Below are 23,646 nucleotides of genomic sequence, written 5' to 3' on the forward strand. Positions count from 1 at the left end.
AAAATTTCCTTATTATTATTATGTTTTAGTTATTTTTATTTATTGTTTTTATTGGCAATACCTTTTAGACGCTTTGCAAAAGCTTCAACATCAGAACGTTTGAAAAGAGGGATGTACTTAGGTTCTTCCTGAACCTGTACTTCTTCTTCGTCGGTGTTTACTGATTTAACTTCTAGAACTTGGGCAAGTTCATTACATGGGAAGGGAACTAGAGAGACTTCGTTAAGCTGTACTCTCTTTAGATAGGTAACACCATCGATTGTTTCGGTATCTTCTAGACTAATCCAGTACCCAATACTGAACCCATTTAGATCACCGTGCTTAAGTTCTTCATATCTGCGTTTACCTTCGGCAGTGTTTAGATTGAATTGACCAGTAAGCTTTAAACCTACTTCGTCTTCTTCTGCACTAATCCACTTACCTAGGATTTCATCATCATCGTGGTTCCATAAGAAGATAGGCATTGTGCCTAGTTCTTGGTGGCGTTCGAGAGATTCAGTGAATGCCCCTTTAACCACTACTTCATTGGCCTGATCTACAACATCAAATTTTGAACCATAACAAGTAAAACTACCTAGTTCTTCATCTTTAAGTTCATAGGACTTAACCGCCCTCATTAACATTACTTTCATGGGTTTTGTATAACCTCTTCTTGTTATTAATTATTGTTATTTAGGGTTCCCATTGTTAGGTTATTGGAATCAACAACGAACTGATCACCACCCTCTTTTAGTTCTGGAAGATCTACACGGGCCTCATTCTTGGAGAGTAAACCTAGCTTGTATTGTTCCATTGCTAATTTACTTCTCTCGATGTAACTAGCATTGAGTAATCCAGACTCATCTAGATCAACTTCAATACTCTTATCTAGAAGAAGATTGTTATAAAACTCTTCAATGGCTAGAACGATGGGATTCACTGTTGTACTTAGGAACACAGAACGGATTTCATCTAGGCTATTACCAGCGGCCCAATCCAAACCAAGCAATGCAGGATGCACCCCCATAATAGAACAGATATCCATTGTGGTTTGTTTGCGTGTCTCTGCTGACATTGCATCTTTAAATGAATAGGAGTTTTGGGAGTATGTAACCCCCTCAATCAGTCCATAACCTGTTTGCTGGGATTGAATATTTATCTGTTCTTTGAGTCGGTTGTACTGTTCATCATCTAACTGTTGTTCAGAAGTGAACCATCCACTATTGCGGGGTGCAGTACTGTAATATTCCTTGGCGTGATTGATTGAGTTGTTCGCTAGTTCAATCACTGCTTTGGCTTTTTCTAGATTGCTTAGAGTTTCAAATCCAAACCTAGTTGTGGTGAGATAGTGGATCTCTGAATCTATCACTACCTGATTTGAGTTATCAGTACCATAGTATTTCCACTTTCCAGATGTATCCTTTACTCGCTGTACTTGTCCATGCTCTATGCATTCAAAACTTTTGATTGTCCCTGTAGTACCAATGCCACCTTTTCGAACTTGAATGAAGCACTCGTTATAAAGTACTAACTGCCCTACTACATTACTCAAGAACTGAATGATGGTTTCATTATCGTTTGGAGAAATTAGTACTAGCTTCAATTCTGGGGGAATTGGTACTTTACTGTATCGGTCTAAGTACTCACCATTTCTTGTTTTTGCCGTGATTGGCATTGAGGTAATGGAACCACTAATCAAACGCAAACAAGCTAAAACTGTTGGCTCGTTTAGTATCTCATTGTTTTGGATCCAGTTTGGAATATCTAACTGAAATGGAGTACCACTAGAACTAGGATAGAACCCTTTTGTTTTTCTTGGTCTATTAAACATTTAATTATCCTTGTAACTATATTGTTTTTGTATTTATGTGTTACAGGGTTCTGATTTGTACTTGTTTCTCAACTACTGGAACGAGGGATAAAGCGATGAGCAATGCAATACATGCGTCGACTTTTAAGTTGTGATTACTGCTTTTGATTACTGCAATGTCCCCATGCTGGCCTTCTCGTACACGGGCATTCTCGATACACCACTTCATTAGGGTGTCATTTGGACTGAACTTGATCTTCCCCTCTGCCATCAAACGAATGAAGGTGATTGCCGCACTGGATAGCCCATAGCCTTGGGGGACGGCTGATAGTTCTTTTCTGTACTTAGCCCTGAACTGTTCAGCAAAGCGAAGGCCCCCGGCTGCCCCATCGATCCCAATCTCTTTGGGTTTGAAGGTGTCCTTCATGTGATTCAGGGTGTCGGCCACCTCTTCCAGGTCAGTGACTAGCTCACCAGCCAGGAACAGGGAACTACTGTTGATTGCCTGCGTGTACATCTGCGTGTAGTTGCTGGGCAAGGCATCATAAGCGGCCTCTGGGATGAAGTTCTTGGACTTGGCATAGAGTGTGCTGTCTGAGCCAACGAACACGCTCACAAGGCTGGTTAAGTCGCTTGTGGCCCCTATGTCACACCCCATGTATGCCTTCATTGTGGAAAGCTCTACATCGTTCGGGAATGGCCCTTGGAATGCGGCATCAATGAGGGACTGAGAAATCAGCCCGTTCTCTGCGTAGCTGTACCAACGGTTAAGATGTTTAGTTGCGAAGGCACTCATGGCCGCCTCGCTCATGCCAGCCTCTTGAGCCTTAGAGCGGAGGGATTGCAGGGATACGGCGTGGCCTAGGCTGGGGTTGGCCTGCTCAAAGCCATCCGTGGAATCGTATTCTTCAATATCAGATTCATAGATGATTGAGAGGAACTGATCATTCTGGAACTCATCGAATAGCAACCCCTTGCTATAGTCGTACATCTCTTTACAGAAACTTCTAACGTTAGTCCCAGCAGTGGTGATCATGAATAGGATCGGGTCTTTAGAACTACTCTGAGAGGATGCGATTGCATCGTGAACGTCTCTATTCTTATGGGCATGTACTTCATCAAGTACCGCTGTGGTGATCCTGTGACCATCAAGGGAATCAGCTTCTGATGAAGTCGGGAAGATTGAGCCCCCCGTCTTCAGTACTATGTCATTTGCTCTAATGCTGAATTTTGATTTTATAGCTTTAGTACTACTTTTAATCTGCCCTTTGATCTCATCAAAACAGATAGTGGCTTGCTTTCTGGAACTGGCAGAAGTTGTAACTACTGGGTTCTTGTTTTCAGTCAGTAATAATGAACATATAGAAACAATCGCCGCCAACTGAGTTTTAGCATTACCTCGGGGAAGGAACACAAAAGCTTTTGTAAAACGTCTCAACCCTCGTAACTGTTCATGGGCATTATCGTTGTAGTACCAACAGAAAAGATTGAGTAAGACAAAGTGCTGCCATGGCATTAGAAGGATTGGCTTACCACCAATTGGGCCTTTGGTATGTTTGAGACTGTTTGCAACCACCACCACAAAGTTATAAATGGTTAGGTTTAGTTTTAGGTCTTCTCTTTGAAGATCATCGATGAATCGTTGGCAGAATGCTTTCTCTGATTTACTGGCATTCCTGATCCCGTTTAGAACATCATAGACATACTGAAATGCACTCTCCCATCCTTGGTGATAGAACTCTGTCTTAAAGTTCATATCCTTTAACTTAGTTGGGTAGTCTCTATATTTTTTATTGTTATGGTCATTCACTTCTATTACTTCCTGTAATCACTACTCCATGCTTATTTCCTGATTTGTTTAAAGGCATCATCAACAGATGTGTCTTCATCTTCTGTACTTTCAACAGGGATTGGATCTAACCCCAGTTGTTTGAATAATTTTTGTATTTGAGTTGAGCTGGTTTGAAAGTTCCGACTATTCGGATTTTCCTTTATGACTTGCTCACCCCTACTAGTTGTTTCAATAGTTGAACCATTAGTGATGATATCTTTCAGACACTCTTGGTTAACATAGAGTTGTGCCGCTAGTTGCTGTACTAGGATCATGTCTGTGTAGTTTATGGTTCTTTGAGACTCAATCAGTTCAACTAGAGCATCTTCAATTCTATTGATTTTTATAGAGCCTGATTTATGGATCTTTGCGAGTAATGCCTTTTCCGCTTTACTGTTAGAATACGCCATAGGTCTTAACCTCTCGCAGTATCCGAATCAGTAATTCTTGGTCTTGTACTGCATGACCCTTACCATCAAGGCAATCTATTGATTCTTCGGTAATGAAAAGACGATAAGCTTGATTATCAAGTACAACTATGTGATTGGAGTCCTTTGATACAGACATAGTGAAATACACTGATTCATTGTACTTCTGGATCTTCGCTGCTGCCTTGGCTTCTGCTCTCTTCTTCTTGTTCGTGCTTATCTTGGATTTTCTCAATGAGATCCAATTGTTGATGTGTAACCACATACCCCTTGAGGTACTGGATAGTTTTTCTAGTAATTTCAATTTTATCTCCAATTAGTTTTATGGTTTTCGCTACCTCGTGAGTCTTTACGTTATGACAGCCATGACACACAGCCATGACATTATGAGGATGTAAGTTGTACTTCATCCCGTTGGGGTATCGGATTTCGTAGATGTGATCCACTACTGCAGAAAGGTTGTGATTGCACTTCTGACAGATGGGATACTTCTCGCGGGTTCGCTTAGACAAGTCTCTCCAAGCTTTGGAGTTGTAGAACTTATGTTCTTCTGGGAACTTCTCTAGCGGTTGTTGTGTTCGGTTTCTGGTTGTGTGTTCAGGGCAGTATCTGTCTTTGTACGGGATAATATTCGTACAAGTCTTGTGTAGGCACTTCTTCTTCATTGTTGCTGTTCTTGTTATTCTCTAATGCCTCACCAAACGCTCTGTAACGCTCTCTGTACGTTTGAACATTTAGGGATAGTTGGATGTGCATTTTGATGGGGGTTTAGTACTGGGGCTTCTGAGGGCGTTTACTGCGGGGATTCTGTGATTAGGTCAATGGCGGGAAAAAGTTTATAAATTGGATTTTCGTACAAAGTGGAGCAAGTTGGGTATCATATGGGGCTTGTAATTTTGAAGTACGCCCCCCCCTATCAGTACTAAAGTTCAATTCACTTTCTCCAAAAAGTTCAGTACTACCGTTATTGTATTTATGCTGTACTTAGATACACTACTAACATCATAAACACGGAGGTATGCAAATGCAGTATCATTTCATTGAACTTCATGAATCAAAAGACTCCATCAAAGTATCAATGGTTAGGGGTAATATCAGAACAGGAATGTCATGTTATGTGATTGTCCATAAGGACACCTATCAACCCATAGACTGTACTTTCAACCTTGACACGGAGCAGTGTAGGAACATGGTTAAGGAAGCAAGGCGAACTATTGAGGAACATCTAGGGGTTAGGTAATACACAGCTAAGGAACCCTACTCATGTAGTAGGGTTCCTTGTTAACTTAGTTTTACTTAACTATATTCATCTTATCATCAGGTAAACCTGTTATTATCTGCTTATCTATATGTTCCACAATTCTATGTACTAATCTTATTACCTTTTCAACATCATCCTGTGTTATGGTTGTCAATAAACCGTCTGTACTCCTCCCATTGCGATGCACAATGTCATGACGAACATCGATACAAGCAGTTAATTCTTTCATCCTTTTTTCAGGAAAATCACACAAAAGAACATGCTTATAAAGCCCCACAACCACATCTTTATTATGGAAAGATATCTTATCAATTTGTTTGTTTATCTCACCATCAAGAGAGTCTATAAATTCAAAAATCTTATTCTCTCTAATGTTCTTGTCAAAGAAAGAATAGTATTCCACAAACCTACGCTTTATCGCATGTCGATTTAAAACATGTCGCTTCATTGTCTCTGATAAGTATGCTTCCATTGAGGTAATAACATTAGAATAGATCATTCGTTGAAGTAGTGGACTTTCCTTCTCTTTGTTTAGTTCTGATAATTCTTCAAGTGAATCTAAAAAATCATTATAAAACTTAGTCTCTGATGCTCGTGCCTGTCCTCGTTCTTCAATGAAGTCAGACCAAATATTACTTGGTAATCCAGAGATATTCAAAATACAATCATCATCAGCCTCACTCAAATTTAGCAACACTACTGCATATGATTCCATTTGCATACAGGGGAATAATGTGTTTACAAAACCTAGGTTAGTTTCCAATATACCGATTGAGTACGAAAACATAAAATACAATAAAGGATTCCACTCTTCACGATTTGGTATCCAACCTCTCTTTTGTTTTTTCATTAACTCTAAAGCTTCTGGCATTTTATTTAGCCAAGCCGAAAAATCTGTTTTCTTAAGAACTTTTAGATCTTCCGTTAAATGATATAAATCTACTGGCATCAAGAAATGACCATGTAACTCAACTTCACGCCGATGTTCCTCTAATGTATCGAGAATATCTCTTATCCATAGATTCTTAGTATCATAGAAATCTTTCTCGGCTGATCTTAAATCATATCCATCAAGTTGAAGTCTTCGCCTGATGGTATCTACAGAAGCTCTATACCCAAATATGGTTTTATCATCAACACCTAGACTACTTTCTAGAATGTTGATCTTTTCGTCATCATTTCTGAAGTACCATTTGTTGTATGTATCTTTCCATGAAACCAACTCATATCCATTGATTGTTATATTTGCTGCACCGCTCATTCCCCGAACCCTCTCCAGTCCCAAATGCCGCCATCATAGCAGCCTGAACGAGCTGGGGCACCTCCCGATCCTGGCTGATCCCATCATCTGATTGAGGCACTTCGGATCGCGTAATCCGTGGGACTGAACAAGGCTCTCGATCTCGCGGTATCCAAGCTCGTACTTAGTCCCGCACAAGTACAGTACTGAACACTCACAGTTGCTCTCAGGCCATCCCTGAACCTCTGCATTACTACTGTGATAGACACACCAGTTACTACCCTTCACCTCTCGTTTCCCTGTCTTCTTGTTCTTCTGTCTAGTCCAAAAGCTTTTCTTCCCTATGTAGTACTGTCCAGTACTGATATTCACTATTCGATACACAAATCCTTCATGTTCTTTTTGATTAGGTACAAATCCCTCTGGTAGTCCTTTCCACTTACTTACGCCAGTCACCCGCTGCATTCCTCATAAATATTTCCATATAGATATTTAATGAGGTAGAAATGAAGAACTTAACTATAGAGGAACAACTTAAGTACGATGAAGGATATAAGCTTGTTATGTACAGAGACACTGAGGGATATTGGACTGTTGGAATTGGTCATCTGATTGTGAGAGACAATACTATATCCAAAGTACGAGCCATTGAGATTCTATCTAAAGAACTACTATCACCTATCGCTCCAGATGGGCGTATAACTGCATCTGAGGCATCCTATCTGTTTGCCAAGGACTTAGCCGCAGTTAAGAAAGGAATTGAATCTGCATCGTTCTATGCAGTCTACAAGCAGTTATGCCCAGTACGTCAAAGTTCGATACAGAACATGTGCTTTCAGCTAGGTATTGCTGGTGTTGCTAAGTTCAAAAAGATGTGGGCTGCTATTGATGCTGGAAATCTTAATGAGGCATACCGACAGGGATTAGATAGTACTTGGTTCAAACAAACACCCAACAGAGCAAAGAGAGTAATGGAAACTCTACGCACTGGTAGTACTGCCCATTATCCTAAATAAGTAATAATAATAACAAAAGGAATAATATATGGGTATTGGTGTTTTCCTCAAGGGAGCAATCGACAAAGTACTAGGTTCAAAAATGCATATAGTGGCGAAAGGGGCAATTGTGTTTGTTCTGTTTGCTGCTCTTGGTGCATCTGTGTACTTCGGTGTTGCATGATGAGTTGGAACAGTAAAGACTGGCTTACAATAGTACTTGAGATACTACGCAATCTAGGTAATCGAAAATAATAATTAAAGGTCTAGTACTTAACGGTACTGGGCCTTTTCATTTCAGTACTAACTCAATAAATACCATAAACATAATAATTATAACAATAAGGGATTTTATGGGTTTCAAAGTACAAATTACTGAACTATCAAACTTACCTGCACTTAAGAACACAACTGCTGTTGCAATTAGTGATTACAGTGGCATTGGCACAAAGACAACAAAGGTAGTGGTAGTTCAAGATACAAACATTGGCACTGCTGCATATCAGGCCGCAGTTCAAGCAGCCATTGAGGCAAAGGCATCTGCTGCTGAGGCAGCAGCAACAGTTGCCAACACAGTTAAGAAGACTGGTGATCAAGCCATGGCGGGCAATTTGATGTTGCCAAGGTTGATTGCAAGCACTGGTATTGAAGTACAAGATGTCAACGGTTATGGAATGCGGCAGGTGTTCAGTGGGCAAACTGGTTATCTTCAGTCAGGGAAGATGGATAAAACCACCACTGACCAATCTCTAATGCTTAGTGGTTGGTATGGCACTCCCCTCTCCATGCTCCGGTTCTCCATGGCTCAGGGTGTGAATCCTCGTGTTGTTTGGGGTTCCAATAACTATGACATTCTGCACCGTGGGAACATGCCAACAATTGATGATTTGGGGGCAATGGGTTCATTCACGGTCATTCCAGATAATGACTGTAACAAGGCCCTCAAGGCAGGGACATATCCCATCATTGGTGCAACCATCAATGGCCCAAGTGGTGCAAACAGTGGTAGTACTCTCATTGTTAGTCCATTCAATACCGTTACCTTTAATCAGATGGTTATCGTCCGCAGTACTGGTGTTATCTGGACTCGTACTAGTTTCAATGGGACGTTCAGTAACTGGGAAGTTCAGTACTCATCCAATAATAAAGATCTCACTGCTGGTTGGGGTGCTGGTCTTGGAACAATGCCAGATGCCATAACCACAACTGGTGGTGTTCGTGATTTCAATCTAGCTCGTACCAGTGGCATCTACATGTGCCAGAACACATGGTTAAATGGAATTGATAACACAGGAAGTGCCACGCCAGTTGGACATACTGGAATGCTTGAGGTTCGTCAGCGTACCTTCGATAACCTCCTAACTCAGAAGTACACACGAATTCGAAAAGATAGTGGTGCGACCTATGATGGAACTGATGAACTAACCCGAACCTTCAATGGCTCAATATGGAGCCCATGGATTGAGAGTGGTCAGTTCGGCTCAACCAATCTATATAGAACTGGTGTTCTTCGTCTTGGCACGGCAACAAGTACAGCAAGTGCATATACTGCTCTGGCTCGTCAGCACTACAAAACAGATACCGCAGTGGGTGGTGTGTATTCAGTTGGTGATATGAATTTCCGTGTTGGTGTGGGTGATTATGATCCTCATACTAATGGTTCTACCATTGCAAGTATCCATGGTCAGGTAGTTCAGACTGATGATCCCACCAAGCCAAATGGCCGTCTATATCTTCAGGCACGAGACCTCTCAAATGCAGATGCCAGAACGACACTAACAATGGATAATGCAATTGGTATTCGGTTTAGTCATAAATCAAAGATTGTTGATGTTGTATCTGGTCAGGTGTTAGCAGATGAGTTTCTACAGAAGACAGCACAAAGTACTGCCACTAACTCAAGTACTCGGAAGGATTATGTCGATGGTCTGGTTGCTGATTTAGAGGCCAAGAAGGCAAACCTATCATATGTCAACTCATCACTAGTACTAAAGGCAGATAAGACCTATGTTGATGCTGAGTTATTGAAGAAATCAGATTTAACCTATGTCAATACTGAATTAGGTGAGAAAGCCGATAAGACATATGTTGATGCTGAACTTCTAAAGAAAGCAGACAAGACATATACAGACACCGAACTTGCCAAGAAGGCAGATATTGCGGGTCAGGTATTCAGTGGTAATGTTCGTGTTGATCGCGGGACCAGTACTGAACCTCAGATTGGTGTTGATCGGAGTGGTCGTCGTCTATTCCTCTTTGATAATGGAACATCCCATGGTCTATACAGTAGTGGTCTTGGAACAGGTAATGCCAACACAAATCTCATTACTCGTGATACCACAACTGGGACATTCAGTATTGGTGGAACTGCCACTGAGGCATTAACCATCACATCCTCAAACCTATCTCTAACTGGAAACAAAATTGAGCTTGGTGGTGTGATGAGAGTGGAGGGATACACAACTGGTGATAGTCGTCTAAGTTCAAATAGATATGCATTCATGGATGGCCCCAGTGGTTCATTCCTAAGTACTGGGGAATACTACAATGGCACGGCATGGGTCAAACACACTGCCACTGTCCCAAGTATGCGGCTAAGTCTTGAGAATGAGTCAGTCATGATCTTCTCAAACCCCGCAAATGCAAACCCAAACACAAACAGCAGACCCGCCGCCCGCATCTATCGAGATGGTCGCTTTGGAAGTTCTAACGAAACTAGACGGGGTTGGGCAGCACAGGGTGAGGCGAGTTTCTATCGGGAACGAATGGCAGTTGATAGTGGTAATCTAATTGGCATCACCTCAGCTCAGTACAACTATCCCGGTCAATGGGGTGGGGAGCACTACACAGGCTCATACATCACACCAAACTTTGATGAGACCTCATATGTCATTGGATATACCAATGATGCAGGGGCGTCCATTCATTGGTTGTTAAAACCCAATGGCGTTATTCAGTTCTCACGTAGTCCAGGGGCAAATGATTGGATCACCTTCGTTGCCCCAAGAATGACAGTTAGTGGTGATGTGTATGCAAACTCATTCCAACATAACTCAGACCTCAGATTGAAGAGTGATGTAAAACCACTTGATAACTGTCTAGGTAAACTATCTTCCATTGGTGCATATAGTTACATCAAGAATGGTTTTGAGGGTCGTGAGGTTGGTGTGATTGCTCAGGAAGTGAATGCAGTTCTTCCAGATGCCACCAACACAAGTAAAGGTGGCGGATTGGTTGATGCAGAAGGTAATGAGATTGAGAACCTAACAGTATCTGTCACTGGTGTTGCAACTCTAACTGCTGGGGCTGTGAATGAACTACATGAGATAGTTAAGACACAGGGTAATCTAATTGACACTCAACAACAGACCATTGATTTACTCATGGCTGAGATTGCTGCAATCAAGAGTAAGTTGCATTAAGAACGGGTCACATTTGTGGCCATTCCATAAATACAAAATACATAACAATAATAAAGGGTTTTATATGTCAAAAGTAAAGAGCTATTCCATGGTAAGTGGTGGTACTTTCCGAAAGAGAATATCAAGAGAAGAACTACAAGAGTTTGAGAGTATCACAGGTGATGGTTCATTTTGGGTTGGTACTGGAAACAGAGTAACCAAGATGAAAGTAGAAGCACTGGAAACTGAGATTGAATTACTCATTGCCAATACCAGCAACTTCAAGAAGGGTGATTATGAATACAAGGTAACTGCACTCACCGCAGAGGGAGATACAATTGTACTTGTGTATGGCCGGATTCGGGTGATTGGGTAAGTACAATGTTTGAGAAATTGAAGGGGTTTCTAGACCTAAAAGCAATCATTGTGATCATAAGTATCATTGCATCTGGTTATGCTGGATACAAACAGATAGAAGTACATGAAAAACGTATCTGGTCACACTACAACAAAATCCAAACACTAGATAAAGAAGATGTACGTATTGGTGTTCGTCTTGATGCCATTGAGGCAAGACAGAACAGTACTGATGCCAAGATGGATCGGCTCAATGAGAGCATCCAAGAGCTGAACAGAACGATGGTTCGTCTCAGTACAATCTTGGAAGACAAGTTTAAGTAACAAAAAAGGCCCCAGTACTGGGGCCTTTTTGTCGCAAAACCCTTACCTGTTCCTTATGACAAATATTGCGCCGTTTGAACAGTCCACCAGGAGGGGGAGCCTAGTTGCACAGCCCCTGGGGCTGGCGCTGCCGGAGCAGGGTGAGGCGGGACAGCAGGGGGAAGTAGGATTCGAGCTTGCTCTGCAGAACGCGGCTACAGGCGGGATCCGCGAGTTCGGCTTCATCCAGCACTATGCCGTTGGAGACAAAGTAGAGGTGCGGATCCCGGACATCCGGTCCAGCCAGGGTCGCCCCGTCACTCTGCTTGTGGACCAGCAGCGGCAACACGGGCAATCCCAGCCCGCCACCGTTGTCACTCGGCCAGCTGAATGCGGGCCAGGCGGCGTCCCCCTCCTCCAGCAGCAAGATGGCCACTTCCTGGGCCCCCGGCTGCCACTGACCAGGTTGTGCCACTCGTACTTCATTGAAGTAATGATCAAATCCATTAGAGGCGCGCAATGCTGCCAACACTCCCTGTGCGTTTGCGGCTAACGGTTTCTGACTGACTAATGACAGATTCATGGTTCATTTCCCTATGCTCACCACAGCCTGTTATGCGGCTGTCGCGATAAGACTAGCCCATGATAGGCCTTTATTGGAACCGACAGATCTGGCAGTTATTAATCTGACGATTGGCATCGGCAATGGTTGCCATTCCAGAATATCTTGGTAAGATATCGCGTCCTTTTATCCCCCGTTCTTTAACATCCAGTGGTGAACCTATGCATCCGATGCTGAATATCGCCGTGCGCGCTGCGCGCAACGCCGGTCAAGTTGTAGTAAAAGCCTTCTCCCAGCCCGAGAACATCGAGGCTATCCAGAAAGGCAGCAATGACTTCGTGACCAACGTTGACCGCGACGCCGAAGCGGCCATCATTCACACCATCAAAAAATCTTACCCGGAACACAGCATCGTGGCTGAAGAGTCTGGTGAGATTGCCGGTACCAATCCGGATTACCAATGGATCATCGACCCACTGGATGGCACGACCAACCTGGTCAAAGGCATTCCGCACTTCGCCGTTTCCATCGCCCTGCGCGTGAAAGGCAAGACCGAACAAGCCGTTGTCTACGATCCCATTCGCGACGAACTCTTCACCGCCACCCGCGGTAACGGCGCTCAGCTGAACGGCTACCGCATCCGTGTGGGCAAGGCCCGCGAGATGGCCGGCACCGTGCTGGCCACCGGCTTCCCGTTCAAACAGAAGCACCACATCGAGCCCTACCTGAAGATGTTCCAGAGCATGTTCATCGAGTGTGCCGACATCCGCCGTGCCGGTTCTCCGGCCCTGGATCTGGCCTACGTGGCCGCCGGTCGCATCGACGGTTTCTGGGAAATCGGCCTGAAGCCCTGGGAAACCGCCGCCGGTGAGCTGCTGGCCAAGGAAGCCGGTGCCATCGTCACCGACTTCGTGGGTGGTCACAACTACGAGAACTCCGGCAACATGGTCGTCGCCAACCCCCGCGTCCTGAAAGAGATGCTCGGCAAGATCCGCGAGCACCTGCCGGAATCCCTGGCTAAATAAGTTCGCTCAGCATTGAAAAAATGCCAGTCGGCTCAGCCGGCTGGCATTTTTTATGTCCGTCATTCGGGAAAGGAGATGGGGAAGATGGTGCCTCGATGGTGGCATGATATTTCACCGAACCCATGTTCATCGCATAAGTCGATAGACTGACGCTACCGCTCAGCATACGAGTCAGATGGTGCCGTTACGCCCCATGTTGATCACCACACGCCGGTTCTTGGCCCTGCCCCCCTCCGTCTCGTTGGACGCCACGTGCTGCTTCTCCCCGTGCCCTTCCACCGAGATCTTGCCAGATTCTATCCCCAGATCCACGAACACCTGCTTGATGGCATCCGCCCGCTTCTCGGAGAGCTTCTGGTTCGGCCAGCGGCCGCCATAGCTGTCGCTGTAGGCGTCGATCACCACCACGTCTATGCTCTTGTCCGCCTTCACATACTCGCTGATCATCGCCAGCCGGCGCTTCGATGCCGGCGACAGCTGGTCGCTGTTCTTGTCGTAGGAGAGCACACTGAAGGCGATGTCGTTGAAGCTGTAGGGCAGGAGGCCCGTCAGGCAGTCCATGAAGGCCTGGTACTTGACCCGGAAGTTGACCGAGGAGAGGGAGACCCGCACCGGCCTGTCCTGGCGATACCAGTCTCGATACTGGAAGGTCGGCATGCGCCCGCCCTCCAGCTCGTCCAGCATGGTCCAGGCGGTCTGGCCGGCCACCAGGCCGTCAAACTGCTGGTAGAACTGCAGCTGGCTTATCTGCCGACCGGACACCCCGGGACGCCAGCTGGGGGGCATGATGCCGAGGCTCACCGTCTGGGTGCGGGCCTGGGGGCGCTGCCCCTTCAGCTCGAAGTCCAGATTGATCTTGCGACCGGCACGGCTCACGAAGGATCCCGTGCCCCAGCGGGGAATGGGGTGTTCGAGGCGGCACTCCACCTGGGAGTCCGAGGTCAGCCGCCAGACGGATTGATCCAGGCCGGCACCAAATTCGGTGACCCCAGCCTGCAACTGCATACTCACGGATATGCTGACCAACCCTAACACCCAAGCATTCAACGGCTTGCCCTCCATACGATCTCGGATTAACTATCGGCAGGGGGCAGGCAAGCTTTAGCAACTAAAAGTGGTGGGCGGGGAGAAAGCTCGGCAGACAACATGGTCCCCCCGGGCCGAGCCCGGGGAGAAACGCCTTGCGCGGGAGGGACAAGGGCCGGCTTTTTTGCCATAATGCGCCCTTACATTCACGCCGACCGAGATACCATGACCGACGCCGTTCACACCCTCAAGGGCCGCTTTCGTGGCTTTTACCCCGTCGTCATCGATGTAGAAACCGCCGGGTTCAATGCCCGTACCGATGCCCTGCTGGAGATCGCCGCTCATACCCTCAAGATGGATGAGGAAGGCTGGCTGGTGCCCGATCAGATCTTCCATTTCCACGTCGAGCCGTTCGAAGGGGCCAACCTGGAAAAGGCCGCGCTGGAATTCACCGGCATCGACCCCTTCAACCCGCTGCGGGGCGCCGTCAGCGAGAAAGAGGCACTGACCGAGATCTTCAAGGGGGTGCGCAAGGGCATGAAGGAGCAGGACTGCGGCCGCGCCATCATAGTGGCCCACAACGCCACCTTCGATCACGGCTTCGTGACCGCCGCCGCCGAGCGGGCCGGCCTCAAGCGCAATCCGTTCCACCCCTTCGCCACCTTCGACACCGCCGCCCTCTCCGGCCTCGCCCTGGGGCAGACGGTGCTGGCCAAGGCATGCCAGAGCGCCAAGATCCCGTTCGACAATAAAGAGGCTCACTCCGCCCTCTATGACACCGAGCGCACCACGGATCTCTTCTGCTACATCGTCAACCGCTGGAAGAGCCTGGGGGGCTGGCCCCCCGCCGAGGCGGACGAGACGGCGGACGACGCCGAGTAATGCATGGATATGCATCCAGACACTCAGGCTGCCCCATGGCAGCCTGACTGTTTTCAGGCGTGTTCCAAACCCGGGCTCGTCCATCTGGTTTGGCCAGCACCCCGCGGCCGGCGGCGCACGCGCCAGAGCGAGGCCAAATCCTGGCCCCGATCAAGGTTGTGCCACAAGATGCTGCCGACTAGCGGTTTTAGGCGATTTTTTTCTCGACATTTGTCACATTTTTCGCAAACTAACTGCCTTTCAGAAGACAGACAGCAACACATACTATAAGGAAATCAAATGAATCCTGTTGTTATCGCGGTGGCGCTGATGCTGGTGCTCAGCCTGCTGCGGATCAATGTGGTGGTCTCCCTCGCCATCGGCGCCATCGTCGGCGGCCTCATCGGCGGCCTCTCGCTGGAGCACACCCTCAGCACCTTCAGCGGTGGTCTGGGGGGCGGCGCCGAGATCGCCCTCTCCTACGCCATGCTGGGGGCCTTCGCCGTGGCCATCTCCCGCTCGGGCATCACAGACCTGCTCGCCCGCAAGGTGATCAGCCAGCTCGGCAAGGATGCCAGCAGTTCACGCATCCTCTGGGTCAAGACCCTGCTGCTCACCTCGGTACTGGGGGTCTCCATCTCTTCCCAGAACCTGATCCCGGTGCACATCGCCTTCATCCCCATCCTGATCCCGCCGCTGTTGCACGTCATGGCCCAGATGCAGATCGACCGCCGTCAGGTGGCCTGCGTCATCACCTTCGGCCTGACCGCGACCTATATGCTGCTGCCGGTGGGCTTTGGCGGCATCTTCCTCAACAACATCCTGGCCAAGAACCTGATCGACAACGGGGTGCCGGTGGAGCACAGCCAGCTGCCGCTGGCCATGGCCATCCCGGTGTTTGGCATGTTCGTCGGCCTGCTCATCGCCGTCTTCTTCAGCTACCGCAAGCCGCGCCAGTACGATCTGGAGAAGATCCTGGCCGCCGAGCCGGAAACCGTGGATCTCAACCTCAGCCACATCTGGGTCGCCCTGCTGGCCATCGCCGTGGCACTGGGGCTGCAGTTGATGACCAACAGCATCGTACTGGGGGCGCTGGCGGGCTTCGTCATCTTCACCTGCGGCGGCGTCATCAAGTTCCGCGAGAGCCAGGATGCCTTCACCCAAGGGGTGCGCATGATGTCCCTCATCGGCTTCATCATGATCTCCGCCGCCGGCTTCGCAGCTGTCATGAAGGAGACCCACGGGGTCGAGAGCCTGGTGCAGGCCGTCTCCGGCATGATGGCCGGTCACAAGGGCATAGCCGCCTTCCTGATGTTGCTGGTGGGCCTGCTCATCACCATGGGGATAGGTTCCTCCTTCTCCACCGTGCCCATCATCGCCACCATCTATGTGCCGCTCTGCCTCCACCTCGGCTTCTCCCCCCTGGCAACCATCTCCCTGGTGGGGACCGCCGGCGCCCTGGGGGATGCGGGCTCCCCCGCCTCGGATTCGACCCTGGGTCCCACCTCGGGGCTCAACGCCGACGGCCAGCACGATCACATCTGGGACAGCGTGGTGCCCACCTTTATCCACTACAATATCCCTCTCATCGTCTTCGGCTGGATTGCCGCCATGGTGCTCTAAGGCACGCGGCTGGCAACGCAGATGCAATGCAAGAGGCGACCCCAGGGTCGCCTCTTCTCATTTAAGGAGCCTCAGACGGGTTCAGAGACCCGCTGGCAACCTAGTTCCCACGCCATCACAGCTATTCCGCCGGGCAATGAGTGACTCTCGGCTGCAACTCGGGCAGGCCCCTCACAAGGGTCGGTCAAGCGTTCGCCCCGGTGCAGGCCCCCCCCCCCCCGATTGGGATCAGGTCAGGGTCGATCACAACAACTGAGACCTTCCCAGACGGGCCTCCGGCTGGGCAATCAGCTTGGACACCGCGGGTTGGCCCAACCCCAAAACCTGGCCACCACCGAGAAAGAACCCTTCTCCACCGCCAGCACCAACACTGCCATAGCCCCCAGCCTGTCCACCCTCCCTTCCTCGCCATCCCGCAGCACCATGTCTCTGAGCCCTACAAGGTAACCCCCCGCTCCCTGCCGAGACTATCCCCGGGGTCCTGAGGCCAGAAAATCCGGCCATATCTTGTCAGCTACTCCCTGGATTTTCTCCCTGATCAGCGCCCATAAAAAAAGACCGCTCCATGAGCGGTCTTTTTCAGTGCGATACGGGCTTAGCTGTCGCGGCGCTTGCTAAACTTGCGATCCTTGTTGAAGCCACCTTCACGGCGCTCTCCGCCCTTGTTGAAGGGACGGTCACCCTGGGGACGGCGATCCTTGTTGAAAGGACGTTCCTTGTTGAAGGGACGGTCGCTGCGGGGCGGACGGGGGGCGGTGTTGCTGCCGGCCGGCACTTCGGTGTAGCGGGCGATCTGCAGCGGACGCTGGCAGACACGGGCCTTCTTGATCACTTCCAGCACCTCGGCACTCATGCCCTTGGGCAAGTCCACGGTGGAGAAGTCATCGGCGATGTCGATGTTGCCGATGAAACGGCTCTCGATGTTCGCCTCGTTGGCGATGGCACCCACGATCTGACCCGGCTTGACGCCGTGATGGGCACCCACGTCCACGCGGTAGCGCTCCATCTCCACGTCCGGGTTGTCCTTCAGGGGACGGGGTTCCAGGGACGGCATGCGACGGGCCGGACGGTCGCCAAAATCACGGGGACCACGGTCGTTGAACTCGCGGCCACCGCGGTCGTTGAAGTCACGGCGCTCGAAGCCGCCACGATCGTTGTTGTTGCTGAACAGGGGATCCGGGATGGAGTCATCCAGCAGCAGCGGCTGATCACCCTGCACCAGCTTGGCCAGGGCGGCAGCCAGTTCCAGCGGATCGGCGGAGTCTTCCTGGATCAGCTCGTTCACCAGGTTGTGATAGATCTCCAGCTCCTCACCCATCATGGTCTCGCGGATGCGCTCCTTGAACTTGGCCAGACGGTGCTGGTTGATGTCCTCGGTGCTTGGCATCTTCATCGGCTCGATGGCCTGGCGAGTCGCGTGCTCAATGGCGCGCAGCATGCGGCGCTCGCGGGGAGCCACGAACAGGATGGCCTCACCCTTGCGACCGGCACGGCCGGTACGGCCGATACGGTGAACGTAGGATTCGGTGTCGTAGGGGATGTCGTAGTTCACCACGTGGGTGATGCGCTCGACGTCCAGACCACGGGCAACCACGTCGGTGGCGATCAGGATGTCCAGCTGGCCTTGACGCAGCTTGTCGACGGTACGCTCACGCAGCTTCTGCGGGATGTCGCCGTGCAGGGCTTCACAGGCGTGACCACGGGCGGCCAGCTTGCCGGCCAGCTCTTCGGCGGCATTCTTGGTGCGCACGAAGACCAGCAGGGCCTCGTAGGGTTCCACTTCCAGCAGACGGGTCATGGCGTCCAGCTTGTGCAGACCGGTCACCTGCCAGTAGCGCTGGCGGATGGTAGTAGCGGTAGCCGTCTTGGAGGCGATCTTGATCTCTTTGGGCTGCTTCAGGTGCTTCTGGGCCACGCGGCGGATCTGCTCCGGCATGGTGGCGGAGAAGAGGGCTACCTGACGGCCGGCCGGGCACTGATCCATGATCCAGTCCACGTCGTCGATGAAGCCCATGCGCAGCATTTCGTCCGCTTCATCCAGCACCAGGGCTTTCAGACCGGAGAGGTCCAGGTTCTTGCGACGGATCAGATCCATCACGCGGCCCGGGGTACCGACGACAACCTGAGCCCCACGACGCAGGGCGCGGGTCTGGGTTTCGTAGGAGGCGCCGCCATAGATGGGCAGCACGTGGAAATCGGGCATGTGGTGGGCGTAGCGTTGGCACGCCTCGGCCACCTGCAGAGCCAGTTCGCGGGTCGGCGCCAGCACCAGGATCTGGGTGTTACGGTTACCAGCTTCCAGACGAGACAACAGAGGCAAGGCAAAAGCAGCGGTCTTCCCTGTACCGGTTTGTGCCTGCCCCAGCAGATCGTGTCCCGCCATCAGGTGGGGGATTGCTGCGGCCTGGATGGGAGACGGGCGCTCATAGCCCACGTCCTGCAGCGCTTTCAATACGGGCGCGGCCAGTCCAAGCTCACTAAAAAGGGGCAGTTGTTCGGTATCAGACATAGATTCTTCCAGATTAAGGCAGGCGGCTAACACCGCGGAATAGCAAAAGGCGGCGATTATAGCGCCACTTTGTTCTGCTGTCTTGAAAAATGTGATAAGCCTCTCAAGACGTTGGCAATTATAGAGGGATCTCGCGACTATGGCTTGCTTATTTTTCGCTCATGGTGCGTTATTGCCGATCACTTCTCGCCGGATCCCTTGTCCTGCTTGTGCCTGAGCACCGCCATGGTGAGCCGACTGGTGCACAGCAAACGCCCCCGCTCGTCGCGAATTTCTATCTGCCACACCTGGGTAGTCGCCCCCAGATGCAAGGGGGAGCAGCGCCCGGTCACCACCCCTTCCCGCTTGGCCCTCAGGTGGTTCGCATTGACCTCCAATCCCACGCAATAGCTGTCCGCCCCCACCGCCATGTTGGCCGCCAAGGAGCCCAACGTCTCCGCCAGCACCACGGAGGCGCCGCCGTGCAGCATGCCGAGCGGCTGATGGGTGCGGTGATCCACCGGCATGGTCGCCTCCAGCCAGTCGGGCCCGAAGGCGGTGTAGCGGATGTCGAGGTGGGCCATCAGGGTGTTGCGGGAGCTGGCGTTGAGCCCCTCCAGGCTCATGGGCCTGCGCCAGATGGCGGTGTTCTCTTGACTCATGGCGAGCGGATTCCTGTGTGATGAGTGAACGTGATCAATGAGTTGCCGAAGACCTTAACAAAACTGCCGGGGCCGGTGCAAAACGGGACAAGAAAAATGCCCCGATATCGGGGCATCTTGAGACAAACAGGACTCGGCGGGGATAAACCCCTTCACCAGGGGTAGGTGACCCCTGGCCATTCATCCCAGGGGGTGTCCCGCCCCGGCAGACGGGGTGATCGCCACTGCCAGACCTTCCCAAGCCAGTCGCGCAGCTCGGCCTCGAGCTCGGCATCGCCGAGGGGGGCGTCGGCCACCTTCCAGAAGAAGAGCTCCACCTCCACCTCCGGCAGCACGGAGGGGTAGAGGTAGACGCCCCCCCAAAACTCGGGTTCCCGCTCCGGGCTCCAGAGGCCGTAGGCGAAGGAGCGCTTGGCCAGGAACTCCGAGCGCTGCCACTCCAGATCCGCCTCGTGCTGACTCAGGCTGAAGTGGGCGGAAGGCCAGAGATCGTCCGGACGAAACAACTGATGCAGTTGCTCGCGCTCGCGCAAGATGGCGACGAACTCTACCACCGCCTGGGCGGGGCTCACCGGCAACAGCAGCAGGTTGGGGCGCCGATAGGCTTGCGGCACCCGAAACCGTTTGGGCAGGGTCAACATCAGAGCAGTTCCAGCAGGGCCTGCAGCGGATGCTTGAGTTTCTCCCCCTCCATTCGCTTCACCTGGCTGCGACAGGAGTAACCGGTGGCGAGGCAGCGCTCCTTGGGTAGACGCGCTAGAGGCTCGGCCCAACTGAGGCCATAAATGCCCTTGGAGTTTTCCACTTGCTTGGCGTCATGGCCATAGGTGCCCGCCATGCCGCAGCAACCCACAGACACCGGCTGCAACCTGGCGCCAAAGCGGCTGAACAGGGTGCCCCAGTCGCCGTGGGTGGAGGGCTTGGCGGTCTTCTCGGTGCAGTGGGCGAACAGATACCAGGGCTCCCCCTCCCCTTGTCCGGTCGCGCGAGTCTCAGGGGCGGGTAACTTGTCTGCTGGCAAGGAGAGCAGCCACTCCTGAGGCAGCATCACCTGGAAGTCGCCACGGGCGGGGCCGAGGGCCTTGGCATACTCATCCCGGTAGCAGAGCACCAGAGAAGGATCCACCCCCACCATGGGGATGCCGAGGGCCGCCATCTTGTTCAGGAACTGGGCGCCGCTCGCCGCGGTGCGGGCGAAGGCGCGCAGGAAGCCCTTCACGTGCTGGGGCTTGCCGTTGGGTTTGAACGGCAGCAGATAAGGCTGAAGTCCGAGCTTGCTCGCGAGTTTCACCAGATCCCGCACCACGGGTGCGTCGTAATAACTGGTGAAGGGATCCTGGACGATCAGCACCACCTTCTTGCGCTGCTCTGGGCTCATGGCCTCCAGACCCGCCAGATCGAAGTAGCGGGCCTTGTGATCCCGCAGCTCCTCGGCCAGAGTCGGCACCGAGAGCAGCGGCACGTCCACCATGCCGATGCTCTTCTCGCTCGCCTTCTGGGCCCACTCCTTCTCCAGGAAGAAGTTCACCAGTCTCGGCGCCTTGGCGAGCAGGGGCGCATAGCTTTCGACAGTGCCGACGAAGTAATCCTTGGGGCCCCGCAAATATCGACCATGGTACAGCTGCATAAAGCGGGCACGGAAGCTCGGCACATCCACCTTGATGGGGCACTGGCTGGTGCATGCCTTGCACGCGAGGCACCCCTCCATCGCCTCCATCACCTCGTGGGAGAAGTCATACTGACCACGGGCGCGGGCCACCGTATTGCGCAGCTTGTCGACGATAGCCTTGATGCGCAGACCGCCGCTTTGCAGCGCGATCTCCTCGCTCAGGGGGTCGAAGCCCTGCTCCGCCAACTGGCGCAGCCATTCGCGCATCAGCCCGGCCCGCCCCTTGGGAGAGTGGCGCCTGTCCTTGCTGATCTTGACCGAGGGGCACATGGGGGAATCGGTCTCGAAGGTGAAGCAGAGGCCGTTGCCATTGCAATCCAGCGCCCGGGTATAGCTTTCCCGCACGGCGATGGGGATCTGGCGATCGAACTTGCCGCGCTTGGGCCCGTCCACCGACACCAGCTCGGCGCCGCTGCCATAGGGCACGCAGATCTTGCCGGGGTTGATGCGGTTCTGGGGGTCGAAGGCCCCCTTCACCCGCTGCAGCTCCTCCCACAGCGCACCGAAGAAGGCGGGGCTGTATTCGGAGCGGAAGCCCTTACCGTGCTCCCCCCACATCAGGCCGCCATATTTGGCGGTGAGTGCCACCACCTGATCCGAGATGCGCCGCAGCAATACCTCCTGCTCCGGGTCGCACAGGTCGAGCGCCGGGCGCACGTGCAGGACCCCCGCATCCACGTGGCCGAACATGCCGTAGTCGAGGCCATGGTCGTCCAGCAGGGCGCGAAACTCCATGATAAAGTCGGCCAGTGACTCGGGCGGCACGGCGGTATCTTCGGTGAAGGCCACCGGCTTCTTGCGCCCCTCTGCGTTGCCGAGCAGCCCCACCGACTTCTTGCGCATGGCGTAGATGGTCTCGATGCTCGGCAGATGACTGCACACCTGATAGCCGATGACCCCCGCCTCCCCCTTGGCCAGCAGCGCGTCGATGCGCCGGCACAGCTCGGCCACCTTGGCCTGATGCTCCCCTTCGTCGGTGTCCGCAAACTCGACGATGTTGAGCCCCTGCAGATCCTTGCCCGGCACCTCCTGAATGAACTCTTTGACCGAGTGCCAGATGATATCGGCCCGGGCCAGTCCCAGCACCCGGGAGTCCACCGTCTCCACCGAGAGGGCGTGGGCCTCCACCATAAAGGGGGCGTTGCGCAGCGCCGACGGGAAGCTGTCGTACTTGACGTTGACGAGCGTCCGGTAGCGCGGGATGGGGGTGATGTTGAGCCTGGCCTCGGTGATGAAGCCCAAGGAGCCTTCCGAGCCGCACAGCACCCGACTGACGTCCAGGGTGTCGGTATCGGGCTGATAGAGGTGCTTGAGATCGTAGCCGGTGAGGAAGCGGTTGAGCTTGGGGAAGGTGGCTTCTATGTCGGCGCGCCGCTCCTTGCCGATGCGATAGAGGGTGCGATAGATCTCCCCTTCCCGGCTCTCCAGTGCCAGCTTGTCTTCGAGGCGGGAGCCATTGACCGGCTCTGTGACCATGATGTCACCGTTTTCCAGCACCGCCTTGAGGCCCAGCACGTGATCCGAGGTCTTGCCGTACACCAACGACCCCTGGCCGGAGGCATCGGTGTTGACCATGCCGCCCAGAGTCGCGCGGTTGGAGGTGGAGAGATCCGGCGAGAAGAAGTAGCCGTGGGGTTTCAAGTAGGCGTTGAGCTGATCCTTCACCACCCCGGCCTGGGCACGCACCCAGCCCTCTTCCAGATTAATTTCCAGGATCTGGTTCATATGGCGGGAGAGATCGACGATAATGCCGCCGCCCAGAGACTGGCCATTGGTGCCGGTGCCGCCGCCGCGAGGGAAGAAACTCAAGCTGGCGTAGGCGTTCTCCTGGGCCAATCCGAGCATCACCGCAATATCGTCCGCACTGCGCGGATAGAGGACCGCCTCTGGAATAACCTGATAGACGCTGTTATCCGTCGCCATCGCCAACCGGCTTGCATAAGACTTTTCGATATCACCACGAAATGCGCTGCGTCCCAACACATCGAGGAACTGCAGGGTTGTGGGTGACAAACTGTCCTGGTAATCGAGTCTCGGGATCATGAATCCTTGTTCCCTTCCTTTGCTTGATGCCGGAGTGCCGGCGACAACGACCGCCTGGTTCGCCTCTGTCGGGCTGCCTTGG

The 23,646-nt window shown here is 51.9% G+C and carries 21 protein-coding genes; 8 read left to right on the forward strand and 13 right to left on the reverse strand.

Annotated features, from left to right (window positions below; all coding sequences use genetic code 11):
• Positions 1-35: 35 nt before the first annotated feature.
• The 7 genes from ACT5M9_RS02830 to ACT5M9_RS02860 form a co-directional block, all read right to left on the reverse strand.
• Entirely contained in the window at positions 36-632 is a 597-nt protein-coding gene (locus ACT5M9_RS02830) for an HK97 family phage prohead protease (protein WP_457978120.1), read from the reverse strand.
• A gap of 26 nt (positions 633-658) precedes the next feature.
• On the reverse strand, positions 659-1,810 hold the full coding sequence (locus tag ACT5M9_RS02835; RefSeq protein ID WP_457978118.1) for a phage portal protein: 1,152 nt from the start codon (positions 1,808-1,810) through the stop codon (positions 659-661).
• Between the two features lie 40 nt (positions 1,811-1,850).
• On the reverse strand, positions 1,851-3,599 hold the full coding sequence (locus tag ACT5M9_RS02840; RefSeq protein ID WP_457978116.1) for a terminase large subunit: 1,749 nt from the start codon (positions 3,597-3,599) through the stop codon (positions 1,851-1,853).
• Between the two features lie 32 nt (positions 3,600-3,631).
• Positions 3,632-4,030 (reverse strand): P27 family phage terminase small subunit, encoded by a 399-nt coding sequence (locus ACT5M9_RS02845; RefSeq protein ID WP_457978114.1) that lies wholly within the window; start codon positions 4,028-4,030, stop codon positions 3,632-3,634.
• A 173-nt stretch (positions 4,031-4,203) separates the two neighbouring features.
• Complete coding sequence (locus ACT5M9_RS02850) at positions 4,204-4,560, reverse strand: hypothetical protein (protein WP_520395658.1); 357 nt, start codon at positions 4,558-4,560, stop codon at positions 4,204-4,206.
• 780 nt (positions 4,561-5,340) lie between these two features.
• Positions 5,341-6,570 (reverse strand): HEPN/Toprim-associated domain-containing protein, encoded by a 1,230-nt coding sequence (locus ACT5M9_RS02855; RefSeq protein WP_457978110.1) that lies wholly within the window; start codon positions 6,568-6,570, stop codon positions 5,341-5,343.
• Positions 6,571-6,603: 33 nt separating this feature from the next.
• Entirely contained in the window at positions 6,604-7,014 is a 411-nt protein-coding gene (locus tag ACT5M9_RS02860) for a hypothetical protein (protein WP_457978108.1), read from the reverse strand.
• Positions 7,015-7,055: 41 nt separating this feature from the next.
• On the opposite strand from ACT5M9_RS02860, the gene ACT5M9_RS02865 reads away from it, so the two are divergent.
• The 5 genes from ACT5M9_RS02865 (at position 7,056) to ACT5M9_RS02885 (ending at position 11,626) form a co-directional block, all read left to right on the forward strand.
• Positions 7,056-7,565, forward strand: a complete 510-nt coding sequence (locus ACT5M9_RS02865; RefSeq protein ID WP_457978106.1) for a glycoside hydrolase family protein — start codon at positions 7,056-7,058, stop codon at positions 7,563-7,565.
• Between the two features lie 28 nt (positions 7,566-7,593).
• Positions 7,594-7,728 carry a hypothetical protein gene (locus tag ACT5M9_RS02870; RefSeq protein ID WP_457978104.1) on the forward strand — a complete coding sequence of 45 codons (135 nt, stop codon included), beginning with the start codon at positions 7,594-7,596 and terminating at the stop codon, positions 7,726-7,728.
• A gap of 169 nt (positions 7,729-7,897) precedes the next feature.
• Positions 7,898-10,966, forward strand: coding sequence for a pyocin knob domain-containing S74 family peptidase (locus ACT5M9_RS02875; protein ID WP_457978102.1), 3,069 nt, complete (start codon positions 7,898-7,900; stop codon positions 10,964-10,966).
• A 64-nt stretch (positions 10,967-11,030) separates the two neighbouring features.
• Positions 11,031-11,321, forward strand: coding sequence for a hypothetical protein (locus tag ACT5M9_RS02880; RefSeq protein WP_457978100.1), 291 nt, complete (start codon positions 11,031-11,033; stop codon positions 11,319-11,321).
• A 5-nt stretch (positions 11,322-11,326) separates the two neighbouring features.
• Positions 11,327-11,626, forward strand: coding sequence for a hypothetical protein (locus tag ACT5M9_RS02885; protein ID WP_457978098.1), 300 nt, complete (start codon positions 11,327-11,329; stop codon positions 11,624-11,626).
• A gap of 100 nt (positions 11,627-11,726) precedes the next feature.
• Here ACT5M9_RS02885 and ACT5M9_RS02890 read toward each other — a convergent pair whose 3' ends face one another.
• The gene (locus ACT5M9_RS02890; protein WP_457978096.1) at positions 11,727-12,188 is read right to left on the reverse strand and encodes a hypothetical protein; all 462 of its coding nucleotides are present in this window, start codon (positions 12,186-12,188) and stop codon (positions 11,727-11,729) included.
• A gap of 200 nt (positions 12,189-12,388) precedes the next feature.
• Here ACT5M9_RS02890 and suhB point away from each other — a divergent pair, with 200 nt between their 5' ends.
• Positions 12,389-13,192 carry an inositol-1-monophosphatase gene (suhB, locus tag ACT5M9_RS02895; RefSeq protein WP_438548463.1) on the forward strand — a complete coding sequence of 268 codons (804 nt, stop codon included), beginning with the start codon at positions 12,389-12,391 and terminating at the stop codon, positions 13,190-13,192.
• A gap of 171 nt (positions 13,193-13,363) precedes the next feature.
• On the opposite strand, the gene ACT5M9_RS02900 is transcribed toward suhB, so the two are convergent.
• Complete coding sequence (locus tag ACT5M9_RS02900) at positions 13,364-14,239, reverse strand: flagellar protein MotY (protein WP_438548464.1); 876 nt, start codon at positions 14,237-14,239, stop codon at positions 13,364-13,366.
• Positions 14,240-14,443: 204 nt separating this feature from the next.
• Between ACT5M9_RS02900 and rnt the strand changes: the two genes are divergently transcribed.
• Both rnt and ACT5M9_RS02910 read left to right on the forward strand, forming a co-directional pair.
• Complete coding sequence (gene rnt / locus ACT5M9_RS02905; protein ID WP_438548465.1) at positions 14,444-15,100, forward strand: ribonuclease T; 657 nt, start codon at positions 14,444-14,446, stop codon at positions 15,098-15,100.
• A 279-nt stretch (positions 15,101-15,379) separates the two neighbouring features.
• The gene (locus ACT5M9_RS02910; RefSeq protein ID WP_457978093.1) at positions 15,380-16,702 is read left to right on the forward strand and encodes a Na+/H+ antiporter family protein; all 1,323 of its coding nucleotides are present in this window, start codon (positions 15,380-15,382) and stop codon (positions 16,700-16,702) included.
• Between the two features lie 595 nt (positions 16,703-17,297).
• Here the strand turns inward: ACT5M9_RS02910 and ACT5M9_RS02915 are convergent.
• The 4 genes from ACT5M9_RS02915 to ydiJ all read right to left on the reverse strand — a co-directional run bounded on the left by ACT5M9_RS02915 (position 17,298) and on the right by ydiJ (position 23,564).
• Positions 17,298-19,211 carry a DEAD/DEAH box helicase gene (locus ACT5M9_RS02915; RefSeq protein WP_457978091.1) on the reverse strand — a complete coding sequence of 638 codons (1,914 nt, stop codon included), beginning with the start codon at positions 19,209-19,211 and terminating at the stop codon, positions 17,298-17,300.
• A gap of 179 nt (positions 19,212-19,390) precedes the next feature.
• Positions 19,391-19,852, reverse strand: a complete 462-nt coding sequence (locus tag ACT5M9_RS02920; RefSeq protein ID WP_457978089.1) for a hotdog fold thioesterase — start codon at positions 19,850-19,852, stop codon at positions 19,391-19,393.
• A gap of 152 nt (positions 19,853-20,004) precedes the next feature.
• Positions 20,005-20,493: a hypothetical protein gene (locus tag ACT5M9_RS02925; protein WP_457978087.1), complete on the reverse strand. Its 489-nt coding sequence runs from the start codon at positions 20,491-20,493 to the stop codon at positions 20,005-20,007.
• Positions 20,493-23,564: a D-2-hydroxyglutarate dehydrogenase YdiJ gene (gene ydiJ / locus ACT5M9_RS02930; protein ID WP_457978085.1), complete on the reverse strand. Its 3,072-nt coding sequence runs from the start codon at positions 23,562-23,564 to the stop codon at positions 20,493-20,495. Before ydiJ ends, ACT5M9_RS02925 begins: the two co-directional genes overlap by 1 nt.
• Between the last annotated feature and the right edge of the window lie 82 nt (positions 23,565-23,646).

This window comes from Aeromonas sp. AE23HZ002T15, assembly GCF_054165525.2.

Excerpts from the sequence above, each read along its gene's own strand:
- ACT5M9_RS02830 (WP_457978120.1), bottom strand. The coding sequence starts at position 632 with ATGAAAGTAATGTTAATGAGGGCGGTTAAGTCCTATGAACTTAAAGAT.
- ACT5M9_RS02835 (WP_457978118.1), bottom strand. The coding sequence starts at position 1,810 with ATGTTTAATAGACCAAGAAAAACAAAAGGGTTCTATCCTAGTTCTAGT.
- ACT5M9_RS02845 (WP_457978114.1), bottom strand. The coding sequence starts at position 4,030 with ATGGCGTATTCTAACAGTAAAGCGGAAAAGGCATTACTCGCAAAGATC.
- ACT5M9_RS02855 (WP_457978110.1), bottom strand. The coding sequence starts at position 6,570 with ATGAGCGGTGCAGCAAATATAACAATCAATGGATATGAGTTGGTTTCA.
- ACT5M9_RS02860 (WP_457978108.1), bottom strand. The coding sequence starts at position 7,014 with ATGCAGCGGGTGACTGGCGTAAGTAAGTGGAAAGGACTACCAGAGGGA.
- ACT5M9_RS02865 (WP_457978106.1), top strand. The coding sequence starts at position 7,056 with ATGAAGAACTTAACTATAGAGGAACAACTTAAGTACGATGAAGGATAT.
- ACT5M9_RS02870 (WP_457978104.1), top strand. The coding sequence starts at position 7,594 with ATGGGTATTGGTGTTTTCCTCAAGGGAGCAATCGACAAAGTACTAGGT.
- ACT5M9_RS02875 (WP_457978102.1), top strand. The coding sequence starts at position 7,898 with ATGGGTTTCAAAGTACAAATTACTGAACTATCAAACTTACCTGCACTT.
- ACT5M9_RS02880 (WP_457978100.1), top strand. The coding sequence starts at position 11,031 with ATGTCAAAAGTAAAGAGCTATTCCATGGTAAGTGGTGGTACTTTCCGA.
- ACT5M9_RS02885 (WP_457978098.1), top strand. The coding sequence starts at position 11,327 with ATGTTTGAGAAATTGAAGGGGTTTCTAGACCTAAAAGCAATCATTGTG.
- ACT5M9_RS02890 (WP_457978096.1), bottom strand. The coding sequence starts at position 12,188 with ATGAATCTGTCATTAGTCAGTCAGAAACCGTTAGCCGCAAACGCACAG.
- suhB (WP_438548463.1), top strand. The coding sequence starts at position 12,389 with ATGCATCCGATGCTGAATATCGCCGTGCGCGCTGCGCGCAACGCCGGT.
- rnt (WP_438548465.1), top strand. The coding sequence starts at position 14,444 with ATGACCGACGCCGTTCACACCCTCAAGGGCCGCTTTCGTGGCTTTTAC.
- ACT5M9_RS02910 (WP_457978093.1), top strand. The coding sequence starts at position 15,380 with ATGAATCCTGTTGTTATCGCGGTGGCGCTGATGCTGGTGCTCAGCCTG.
- ACT5M9_RS02915 (WP_457978091.1), bottom strand. The coding sequence starts at position 19,211 with ATGTCTGATACCGAACAACTGCCCCTTTTTAGTGAGCTTGGACTGGCC.
- ACT5M9_RS02920 (WP_457978089.1), bottom strand. The coding sequence starts at position 19,852 with ATGAGTCAAGAGAACACCGCCATCTGGCGCAGGCCCATGAGCCTGGAG.
- ACT5M9_RS02925 (WP_457978087.1), bottom strand. The coding sequence starts at position 20,493 with ATGTTGACCCTGCCCAAACGGTTTCGGGTGCCGCAAGCCTATCGGCGC.
- ydiJ (WP_457978085.1), bottom strand. The coding sequence starts at position 23,564 with ATGATCCCGAGACTCGATTACCAGGACAGTTTGTCACCCACAACCCTG.